Source organism: Streptococcus mitis (genome assembly GCF_001579035.1).
GTDB classification, from domain to species: domain Bacteria; phylum Bacillota; class Bacilli; order Lactobacillales; family Streptococcaceae; genus Streptococcus; species Streptococcus mitis_J.
The window spans coordinates 7782-17072 of sequence record NZ_KQ970293.1 but is presented as its reverse complement, the minus strand read 5'-3'; the positions used below and the strand labels follow the sequence as shown (position 1 = coordinate 17072).

The 9291-nt window shown below is 40.8% G+C and carries 14 protein-coding genes and 2 pseudogenes; all 16 read left to right on the top strand.

Going from position 1 to position 9291, the window contains the following annotated elements:
- Positions 1-33: 33 nt before the first annotated feature.
- Positions 34-378: an HNH endonuclease gene (locus SMIDD26_RS10250; RefSeq protein ID WP_050228905.1), complete on the top strand. Its 345-nt coding sequence runs from the start codon at positions 34-36 to the stop codon at positions 376-378.
- Between the two features lie 193 nt (positions 379-571).
- Positions 572-1876, top strand: coding sequence for a hypothetical protein (locus tag SMIDD26_RS10245; protein ID WP_061440037.1), 1305 nt, complete (start codon positions 572-574; stop codon positions 1874-1876).
- Positions 1830-3221 carry a hypothetical protein gene (locus tag SMIDD26_RS10240; protein ID WP_061440036.1) on the top strand — a complete coding sequence of 464 codons (1392 nt, stop codon included), beginning with the start codon at positions 1830-1832 and terminating at the stop codon, positions 3219-3221. The genes SMIDD26_RS10245 and SMIDD26_RS10240 overlap by 47 nt, the downstream gene beginning before the upstream one ends.
- Entirely contained in the window at positions 3211-3450 is a 240-nt protein-coding gene (locus SMIDD26_RS10235; protein WP_061440035.1) for a DUF7675 family protein, read from the top strand. Before SMIDD26_RS10240 ends, SMIDD26_RS10235 begins: the two co-directional genes overlap by 11 nt.
- 52 nt (positions 3451-3502) lie before the next feature.
- Positions 3503-3733, top strand: a complete 231-nt coding sequence (locus SMIDD26_RS10230) for a hypothetical protein (protein WP_050240424.1) — start codon at positions 3503-3505, stop codon at positions 3731-3733.
- A gap of 50 nt (positions 3734-3783) precedes the next feature.
- Positions 3784-5196, top strand: a complete 1413-nt coding sequence (locus tag SMIDD26_RS10225) for a DEAD/DEAH box helicase family protein (RefSeq protein WP_061440034.1) — start codon at positions 3784-3786, stop codon at positions 5194-5196.
- An 82-nt stretch (positions 5197-5278) separates the two neighbouring features.
- Positions 5279-5743 carry a capsid assembly scaffolding protein Gp46 family protein gene (locus tag SMIDD26_RS10220; protein ID WP_061440067.1) on the top strand — a complete coding sequence of 155 codons (465 nt, stop codon included), beginning with the start codon at positions 5279-5281 and terminating at the stop codon, positions 5741-5743.
- Between the two features lie 5 nt (positions 5744-5748).
- Positions 5749-6645 (top strand): phage major capsid family protein, encoded by an 897-nt coding sequence (locus SMIDD26_RS10215; protein WP_061440033.1) that lies wholly within the window; start codon positions 5749-5751, stop codon positions 6643-6645.
- 5 nt (positions 6646-6650) lie between these two features.
- A complete protein-coding gene (locus SMIDD26_RS10210; RefSeq protein WP_061440032.1) occupies positions 6651-6863 on the top strand; it encodes a HeH/LEM domain-containing protein in 213 nt (70 codons plus the stop codon).
- Positions 6864-6866: 3 nt separating this feature from the next.
- Positions 6867-7307: a phage Gp19/Gp15/Gp42 family protein gene (locus tag SMIDD26_RS10205; protein WP_061440031.1), complete on the top strand. Its 441-nt coding sequence runs from the start codon at positions 6867-6869 to the stop codon at positions 7305-7307.
- Positions 7252-7590 (top strand): hypothetical protein, encoded by a 339-nt coding sequence (locus tag SMIDD26_RS10200; protein ID WP_061440030.1) that lies wholly within the window; start codon positions 7252-7254, stop codon positions 7588-7590. Before SMIDD26_RS10205 ends, SMIDD26_RS10200 begins: the two co-directional genes overlap by 56 nt.
- Complete coding sequence (locus SMIDD26_RS10195) at positions 7583-7819, top strand: hypothetical protein (protein ID WP_061440066.1); 237 nt, start codon at positions 7583-7585, stop codon at positions 7817-7819. The genes SMIDD26_RS10200 and SMIDD26_RS10195 overlap by 8 nt, the downstream gene beginning before the upstream one ends.
- Positions 7816-8151 carry a hypothetical protein gene (locus SMIDD26_RS10190; protein WP_061440029.1) on the top strand — a complete coding sequence of 112 codons (336 nt, stop codon included), beginning with the start codon at positions 7816-7818 and terminating at the stop codon, positions 8149-8151. The genes SMIDD26_RS10195 and SMIDD26_RS10190 overlap by 4 nt, the downstream gene beginning before the upstream one ends.
- An 81-nt stretch (positions 8152-8232) precedes the next feature.
- Positions 8233-8789 (top strand): annotated as a pseudogene (locus SMIDD26_RS10185) (phage tail protein).
- A 5-nt stretch (positions 8790-8794) separates the two neighbouring features.
- A complete protein-coding gene (locus SMIDD26_RS10180; RefSeq protein ID WP_061440028.1) occupies positions 8795-9070 on the top strand; it encodes a hypothetical protein in 276 nt (91 codons plus the stop codon).
- 11 nt (positions 9071-9081) lie between these two features.
- Positions 9082-9291: pseudogene (locus tag SMIDD26_RS13405) on the top strand (hypothetical protein); the annotation flags it as partial.

Genomic DNA, 9291 nt, shown 5'->3' with positions numbered 1-9291 from the left:
CCCTCCCCTTAAAAAGAAAGGACCCCTCCCTAGATGAATACCAATCCCCTCCGAGCGGACCGTAGTGGACCCCATAGAGTAGCCTTTGAGAAGAACAAGAAGATTATCTTAAAGACAAGAAACACTTGTGGGATATGTGGTCAGCCTGTAGACAAAGACCTGAGATATCCTCATCCATTAAGTCCAGTCATTGACCACATTGTTCCAGTAAATAAGAACGGACATCCATCTGACATAGCTAACTTGCAGTTGGCGCATTGGCAATGCAATAGACAGAAGTCTGACAAGCTATATGCTGATGAGAAGACAAACGGAACAAAGGTCATTGGTAATAGGAACTTGCCACAAAGTACAGATTGGTTTAAATATAAGAGTTAATATTAAAACCATCAGTAATCATTTACAAAAATAAATAGACCTTGTTTTTAAAAAATAATTAGATAGAGATTGAAAAAAAGGACGAGTGTTCCTGCCAAGGTGGGGGGGATGACCCCCTCCCCCTCGGTGCTTCAGGGCTTCACACCGTCACTGTACATTTTTTCTCGCGGGAAATGAAAGGTAGTTGTATAAAATGACATTGAAAGGTATGGGCTATCTCAGGAAGAAGCTAGCCAATTACAAAATGGGTGTAGATACTAGATACAATCAGTATGCTATGCAACACAATGACATAGATGTTGGTATTACGATACCACCTCAAATCAGGCAACAATATCGGGCGGTCTTAGGTTGGGCTGCTAAGGGTGTTGATAGCTTAGCAGACCGTTTGGTCTTTCGTGAGTTTGCTAATGATGAGTTTGGGGCAAATGAAATCTTTGCTCAGAACAATCCAGATGTATTCTTTGATAGCGCGATCCTTTCAGCATTGATTGGGTCGTGTTGTTTTGTCTACATATCGCAAGGGGATGATGATGACGCTCCTCGGTTGCAGGTTATCGAGGCAAGCAATGCGACTGGTGTTCTGGATCCTATCACTGGCTTGCTGACTGAGGGATATGCAGTACTGAAGCGAGACGACAATGGTTATGCCGTGCTTGAGGTTTATTTCACTGGTGATGTGACTTGGTTCTATCCAAAAGATGGTAAGCCGTTTGCAATCGGAAATCCAACGGGTGTTCCTTTGCTAGTGCCAGTCATTCATAGACCTGATGCGGTTCGTCCGTTTGGTCGGTCACGAATTACTCGGGCTGGAATGTACTATCAGAGATACGCTAAACGAACGCTTGAACGGTCAGATGTCACTGCTGAGTTCTATTCATTCCCTCAGAAGTATGTGTTGGGGTTGAGTCAAGATGCTGAGGCGATTGATACTTGGAAAGCGACTGTATCTAGCTTGCTGACCTTTACTAAAGATGATGAAGGGGACAATCCGAACGTGGGACAATTCACCACGTCCAGCATGTCTCCTTTTACTGAGCAGTTACGGACTGCAGCAGCTGGATTCGCTGGGGAAATGGGATTGACCTTGGATGATCTTGGATTTGTTTCGGATAATCCGTCATCTGTTGAAGCTATCAAAGCTAGTCATGAGAACTTGCGGTTAGCTGGTCGAAAAGCTCAGCGCTCTCTAGGCTCTGGTTTGCTAAATGTGGCTTATGTCGCTACTTGTTTACGTGATGAGTTTCCGTATTTGAGGAAACAGTTCAATAAAACGGTAGTGAAGTGGGAACCTTTGTTTGAGGCGGACGCTAACATGCTGACCTTGATTGGTGATGGTGTTATCAAACTGAATCAAGCGGTGCCTGGTTATATGGATGCTGAAACCATCCGTGATTTGACTGGAATTAAAGGGTCAGACAAGCCTGCTCCAGTAGTGAAGGAGGTTGCAGATGGTGGAGGATATCGTTCCGAGCCTGCTCAAGAAAATCAAGTCTGAGTTTGAAGGTGCTAGGCTAGACAGTGAAGTTTTGAAAGACTTGCTGTCTAAACTACATCATAGCAAGGCAAGTTATTTGGACGCTAATCAATATGCTATTGAAATTGGGGAGATACTTTCTAAGGCTCTGGGAGCCTCTCTAACGAACGAAACGCTACCAGACGGTAAAATGTACTACAATATCGCTCAACGTGTGCTGACGGACGTTCTGGGGCGAAATTACGAGCTTGTGAGTGATTATGCTGAACAAGTTCAGAAGAATTTGAACTCTGAGGCTAAAATAGGGTTAGCTGCTCAGGTTCCTGAACTCAATCAAGACCGAATTGATGGTCTGGTTAATCGTTTAGCAAGTGAGGAAAGTTTTGATGATGTTCGTTGGCTATTAGAAGAGCCTGTTGTGAACTTTACTCAATCGATAATTGATGATAGCATCCAGAAAAATGCGGAATTTCATCATAAATCTGGCTTGCAACCAGAGATTGTAAGAAAAGCTGCTTATCATTGTTGTGAATGGTGTCAGGAAGTTCAAGGTACTTATAAATACCCAAGAGTTCCAAAGGATATTTATCGAAGGCACAAACGTTGTAAATGCACTGTTGATTATGATCCTAAAAGTGGAAAGGTCCAAAATGTTTGGAGTAAGGCATGGAGTAAAAGTGACAAAAGTGATAAAATAGAAACAAGAAAAAGTATAGGGATACAATCTGAAATTAGTCAGGTTAGAAAACTTGCTCTTCAAATAGGGATAACTTCAAATCCTATCAAGAAAAGTTCTAAAAAATTAACCGAAGAAGAAATTATTCAAGCGATTAGTGGTGGAGATAAGACAAAAGGCTCTTGTTCATCAGCTGCATTCGCTTATATAGGGAATAAAGGTGGATATACTGTTCTAGATTTTAGAGGTGGAGAGAGTTGCGATTTCTTTTCTAGGAATAGTAGAATCAGTATGATTGGAAACCTACCAGGTGTTAAGATGTATGTCGCAAAAAACACAAATGATTTCAAAGCTACAAAGGAATTGTTGGAAAATGTAGAAAACGGTAATGAATACTATTTGGCAACAGGTAGGCATGCTGCAATCATTAGGAAGAATGATAATCTAGTTGAATATTTGGAGCTTCAATCAAAAATTGTAAATGGGTTTAAACCATTTGATGACACTGTTTTGAAAAAAAGATTTAAGGCTCAGAAATCTCATGCTGTAAGGGGACGTAAATATGATGTAGATAGCTATCTTATTGATGTAAATTCATTAAAAGACAATCCTGAATTTCATAACATATTGAGTTTCCTTAACACAGCTGAATCTAAACAAATGAAAGGTATCGAAGGACATGAAAAGTGATTACGAAGAAGTGAATTGGTCAGAGTATTGTTACAAGGAAAACGATGATGATAAAATCTGGTGGGTTGATACTTCATGGTATGCCAAAGGATTGATGCTTATCACATTTGATAAAAAGAAGTTCTATAACCTTTTTGAAGATTATCCTCAAAACATGACTTCTGAGGAGATTGAAATCTTTGATAAAGAAAATCCATTTTGGGAAGATTACTTTTCAGATAGAAAATAATATGTTAGAGCACTTGTAAGGGTGCTTTTATTATGCTTAGAAAGGAGTAATGATGGGAAACACGATTGATTTTTTAGAGAAAAAGTCTAGTCTGGAGCGCGGTGCTTCTGTGAAAGAAATTTTAGAGGAAAATCTTGAGGCTAGTCATGACTACACTTCGGTATTGGTAGTTTCTTTGGATAAAGATGGTGAGATAAATCTTGGCTATAGCTGGGATAGTAGTTTGCAGGCATTGGGAATGCTAGATGTTGCTAAAAACTATATTTTGAACGTAATCAATTAAATCATCCCAGCGATAGGGTTATCATGCGGTACGATTGAAAGGAGCAGTGGATGGCTAGAAAGAAACTTGGCAATCAGAATCCTACTCAATCGGTAATTTTAAAATACGTCAAGAAAAATTCTAAGGCAAAAGAAGCGATTGAGCTTTATGAAAGAACTGGGTTATCTTGTTACTCTTGGCAGATAAACCTATTGACCCCTATGATGGCCGTTGACAAAGATGGCCTATGGGTTCATCAGAAGTTTGGCTACTCTATCCCACGGCGTAATGGTAAGACTGAAGTTGTTTATATTTTTGAAATCTGGGGTCTGCACGACGGGATGAACATTCTGCATACGGCCCACCGAATATCCACCTCTCATTCCTCTTTTGAAAAGGTTAAGAGATATCTTGAAAAGATGGGGTATGTGGATGGAGAGGATTTTAACTCTATCAGAGCTAAGGGACAAGAGCGAATTGAACTTTACTCAACAGGTGGTGTAATCCAATTTCGTACTAGGACATCAAATGGTGGACTTGGTGAAGGATTTGACATGATGATTATCGATGAGGCTCAGGAATATACAACTGAGCAGGAGTCGGCCTTGAAATATACGGTAACGGATAGTAGCAATCCAATCACAATCATGTGTGGGACACCACCTACACCTGTTTCAAATGGGACGGTATTCACAAATTACCGTAAGAATTGCCTGTTTGGGAAAGGAAAATACTCAGGTTGGGCAGAATGGTCGGTCTCTGAGGAAAAAGAAATCGATGATGTCGATGCCTGGTATAACTCCAATCCCTCTATGGGTTACCATTTGAATGAGCGGAAGATAGAAGCTGAGCTTGGTGATGATAAGCTAGATCATAATGTTCAGCGTTTGGGTTATTGGCCAGAATACAACCAGAAATCTGCTATTTCGGAAACGGAATGGAATGAGTTGTGTGTGGACTCTATGCCTGACTTATCAGGTAAGTTGTTTGTCGGAGTCAAATATGGCCAAGATGGCGCAAACGTGGCATTAAGTATTGCTGTTCGTACTGTAGATGAGCGGATTTTTGTTGAGACGATTGACTGTCAGTCAGTTCGTAACGGAAATGACTGGATTTTGGATTTTGTCAAGCGTGCCGATGTGGCTACTATCGTAGTCGATGGAGCAAGCGGTCAGAAAATCCTTGATGAAGAGTTGAAAAAGGAACGTATGAAGAGCGTGATATTGCCTACGGTTAAGGAAATCATCGTGGCTAACTCTATGTGGGAACAAGGGATTTATCAAAAGACCTTGTGCCATGCTGGTCAACCGTCTTTGAAGAAAATCACAACCAACTGTGAGAAGCGGAATATCGGTTCAAACGGTGGGTTTGGCTATCGCTCGCATTTTGCGGATATGGATATTTCTTTGATGGATAGCGCCTTGCTTGCGCATTGGGCTTGTGTGACAACTAAGCCTAAGAAAAAGCAAAAAATCAGTTATTAAGAGGAGCGGTTGAGAGACTGCTTTTTTTGATGCCTAAAAAATTACCGAACTGCCGGGAAAGCAGGAGAAAGGAGACATGAAGATGTCTGAATTTAAAACGATTGAAACACAGGAAGAGCTAGATAACATCGTGAAGGAACGTCTCAGACGTGAGCGTGAAAAATTCGGTGATTATGATGATCTCAAGAAACGTGTTTCAGAACTAGAGTCTGAAAATGACGCTTTGAAAGCTACTGTTGAAGATAACAAGCAAACCAGAGCGGGATTAGACGCTCAAATCACTGAATTGCAGGGGCAAGTGAGCAATTATGAAACTGCTAGCTTGCGAACTCGTATCGCTTTACAAAATGGCTTGCCTTATGACTTAGCTGACCGTCTTCAAGGTGCTGACGAAGAGGCATTGAGGGCTGATGCTGAGCGTCTAGCTGGTTTTATGCGTCCAGCAACACCTCAAGCGCCACTAAGAGATACTGAACCACCTATCGGTGATACCAAAGAAATGCAAATGAAGCAGATGCTTCATGAATTACAACCAAAAGGAGAATAGAAATTATGGCAGATAATGCAATGAAAACTGGAACGCTTTTTAAACCAGAAGTAGTAAAAGAATTGATTAGCAAGGTGCAGGGTAAATCTGTACTAGCTAAATTGTCAGCACAAACCCCAATTCCGTTCAATGGAGTGGAGCAATTCATCTTCAATCTTGAAGGAAATGCGCAAATCGTCGGAGAAGGCGAACAGAAACAAGCTGGTAAAGCTAAAATCACTTCAAAAGTAATTAAACCGCTTAAATTCGTTTATCAAGCTCGTATCACAGATGAGTTCAAATATGCTTCAGAAGAAAAACAAATGAACTTCTTGTCAGCCTATATGGATGGATTTGCTAAGAAGATTGCGGAAGCCTTTGACCTTGCTGCTCTTCATGGTTTGGAACCAAAAACAATGACGGACGCTTCTTTCCGTGCAACAAACTCATTTGACGGATTGATTACTGGGAATATTGTTAATTATGATGAAGCACATATTGATGACAATATTGATACCGCAGTTCAAACAATTGTAGCAAAAGGTGGTGAAGTGACAGGTATTGCCTTGTCACCAACTGCAGGCCAAAACTTGGCTAAAATCAAAGTCAACGGTGTTGTTCAATATCCAGAGTTCCGCTTTGGTCAAAACCCTGATTCATTCTACGGTATGAAATCAGACATCAATAAGAATCTTACTGTTAATGGCGGTACTGCTGAAACAGACCACGCTATTGTAGGTGACTTCCAAAATCGCTTCAAGTGGGGCTATGCCGAAAACATTCCTATGGAAATCATTGAATACGGGGATCCAGACGGCGCTGGTCGTGACCTTAAAGCTTACAATGAAATCTGTTTACGTGCAGAAGCCTTTATCGGCTGGGGTATTCTTGATGAAGAAGCCTTCGCTCGTGTGAAAGCGTAAATTTTATGGCTTTATACCGTGATTTAAAATCAGGTGTTATAATCGCCTCTGAGTGTATTCTCGGAGGTGATTGGGTACCTGTGGAAGATACGGCACCAAGCGGAGGAGATATGACCGTAGCGGAATTGAAGTCTAGTTTGGATGAATTGGGCATTGATTACGATAAGAGTTCAAAAAAATCCGATTTGGTAGCCTTGTACGAGGAAAACAAGGGTTAAGCTATGGAAAATTTTGCAACGATTGAAGACTTGGAATTGTTGTGGCGCTCATTGAAATTTGATGAGCGTGCAAGGGCCGAGGCTTTGTTGGAAGTTGTATCTAATTCTTTGCGAGTTGAAGCTGAAAAAGTCGGTAAAGACCTTGATGATATGGTAGCTGAGAGCGTGTCATTCGCTAGTGTTGCCAAGTCTGTCACGGTCGATATCGTGGCACGAACCTTAATGACCTCAACAGACCATGAACCGATGACTCAGGTATCTGAAAGTGCCTTGGGTTATTCGTTTAGTGGTTCTTACCTTGTCCCTGGAGGCGGTCTCTTTATTAAAGACACCGAACTCAAAAGGCTTGGTTTGAAGAAAAAACAACGATATGGAGCGATTGAAATTTATGACCTACCTAAAAGGAATCCCTGTCATTTTAATAGACAAGGTGGAAATTGGTAACGACGATTTCGGTCATCCAATCCATCGTGATGTTGAGATTGAGGTTCAAAATGTATTGGTTGCTCCAACTTCATCAGAGGACGTCATCAATCAAATGAATTTGACTGGGAAAAAGGCGGAATATACACTTGGTATTCCCAAAGGAGATACTAACAAGTGGGAAAACCGTGAGGTCGAGTTTTTTGGTCGTAAATGGCGGACGATTGGCATCCCTCAAGAGGGGATTGAGTCAATGATTCCATTATCTTGGAATAGAAAGGTTATGGTTGAAGTTTATGAGTGATATGAAATTTCAATTGAACTCGGCTGGCGTGTCTGCTTTGCTACGTTCTTCCGAAATGCAGGGTATTTTGAGAGAAAAGGGGCAAGGGATTGCAAGCCGAGCTGGTGAAGGGTTTGAATTGACCGTATCGCCAGGGCAGAAGCGTGCCAATGCAAAAGTTAGTACGACTGACATCAAGAGCATGGCTAGAAATAAAAAACATAATATTTTACTGAAGGCTATGAGATGATCGAATTAGTTATAAAGAAATTTTTGGACGGACAGTTAGATGTTCCGTCTTTTTTTGAGCATAAACCGAAAATGCCTGAAAGTTATGTCATTTTAGAAAAGACTGGAAGCGGTGGAAGCGACTACGTTCATTCCGCCACATTCGCTTTTCAAAGTTATGCACCATCACTCGAAAAGGCTGCTGAGCTGAATGAGAAAGTCAAGAAAGTAGTTGAGGATCTCATCACGGTCAACGAAGTTAGCGGTGTGCATCACAATAGTGACTACAACTTTACAGACACGGAAACGAAGCAATATCGCTATCAAGCGGTATATGACATCAATTATTTTTAAAAAGGAGGTGTAGTTTTGGCGCCAGAATTAGAAGCACCAGAAGTAAGAACACCAAATGCAGAATCAACAGGAGGAAAGAATATGACGACTGCATCAGCATCAAATGTAACGGCTGCAAAGCCTAAAATTGGAGGAGCAGTATCTACTGCACCAACTGGAACAAATCTACCACTAAATGCCAAAACAGTATTGGATGCTGCATTTAAAACGCTAGGTTACATTTCAGAAGATGGGGTGACTAATGAGAACTCGCCAGAAAGCGAAGTAGTTAAAGCGTGGGGCGGACAAACAGTCTTGTCTTCTCAAACTGAAAAAAAGACACCTTCAAATACAAATTGATTGAAGGTCTGAACGTTGAAGTCTTGAAAGAAGTGTATGGGCCAGATAACGTTTCAGGAACGCTTGAAACAGGTATCACTGTCAAAGCTAACGGTAAAGAATTGCCAGAACATAGCTTGGTTATTGATACATTGTTGAAAAACGGCTATGCAAAACGTGTTGTGATTCCTCGTGGTAAGGTGAGTGAAATTGGCGAAATCAGCTATAAAGACGGCGAGCCTATCGGCTATGAATTGACTATCACTGCATTACCAGACAAAGACGAAAATACTCACTACGAATACATTCAAGGAGCGTAAACTAAATGGAAGAAATCTTAAAAGGAAAAACGGAATCAGGGTTTGAGTACAAAATCCCTAAAAAACGATTGAGAAATTATTATCTTCTCAAATCTGTCGCGAAAGTTGAAAAGCAAGATCTTGAAGAAACAGAAACATTTTTAAATCTTCTATTTGGTAAAGAACAAGCACTAGCGTTTTTAAAACATTTGGAGGATGAAGATGAAATCGTGGACTCTGAAGTATTGTTTGCAGATATTAAGAGTATCTTTGATAAAAGTAATGACTTAAAAAAATCCTAGTCCTTGCTCAGATGATTAGCTTAGACGAGGATGCTCTTGTCTGTGATTTAGCGGAAACCTATCACATATACGACTACAAACAGCTACCTTTAAATCAGGTGGCTGTTTTTGCGTATGGTTTACGTGATGATTCACGGATAAAGCAGATCATGTCTGACCAAATCGTCCCTCTGGAAATTACTTTACTTGCAAGTATCGTAGACAGACTTTCGCTTTCTTTG

Coding starts and splice junctions, on each gene's coding strand:
- SMIDD26_RS10250 (WP_050228905.1), top strand. CDS start 34: ATGAATACCAATCCCCTCCGAGCGGACCGTAGTGGACCCCATAGAGTA.
- SMIDD26_RS10245 (WP_061440037.1), top strand. CDS start 572: ATGACATTGAAAGGTATGGGCTATCTCAGGAAGAAGCTAGCCAATTAC.
- SMIDD26_RS10240 (WP_061440036.1), top strand. CDS start 1,830: ATGGTGGAGGATATCGTTCCGAGCCTGCTCAAGAAAATCAAGTCTGAG.
- SMIDD26_RS10235 (WP_061440035.1), top strand. CDS start 3,211: ATGAAAAGTGATTACGAAGAAGTGAATTGGTCAGAGTATTGTTACAAG.
- SMIDD26_RS10230 (WP_050240424.1), top strand. CDS start 3,503: ATGGGAAACACGATTGATTTTTTAGAGAAAAAGTCTAGTCTGGAGCGC.
- SMIDD26_RS10225 (WP_061440034.1), top strand. CDS start 3,784: ATGGCTAGAAAGAAACTTGGCAATCAGAATCCTACTCAATCGGTAATT.
- SMIDD26_RS10220 (WP_061440067.1), top strand. CDS start 5,279: ATGTCTGAATTTAAAACGATTGAAACACAGGAAGAGCTAGATAACATC.
- SMIDD26_RS10215 (WP_061440033.1), top strand. CDS start 5,749: ATGGCAGATAATGCAATGAAAACTGGAACGCTTTTTAAACCAGAAGTA.
- SMIDD26_RS10210 (WP_061440032.1), top strand. CDS start 6,651: ATGGCTTTATACCGTGATTTAAAATCAGGTGTTATAATCGCCTCTGAG.
- SMIDD26_RS10205 (WP_061440031.1), top strand. CDS start 6,867: ATGGAAAATTTTGCAACGATTGAAGACTTGGAATTGTTGTGGCGCTCA.
- SMIDD26_RS10200 (WP_061440030.1), top strand. CDS start 7,252: ATGACCTACCTAAAAGGAATCCCTGTCATTTTAATAGACAAGGTGGAA.
- SMIDD26_RS10195 (WP_061440066.1), top strand. CDS start 7,583: ATGAGTGATATGAAATTTCAATTGAACTCGGCTGGCGTGTCTGCTTTG.
- SMIDD26_RS10190 (WP_061440029.1), top strand. CDS start 7,816: ATGATCGAATTAGTTATAAAGAAATTTTTGGACGGACAGTTAGATGTT.
- SMIDD26_RS10180 (WP_061440028.1), top strand. CDS start 8,795: ATGGAAGAAATCTTAAAAGGAAAAACGGAATCAGGGTTTGAGTACAAA.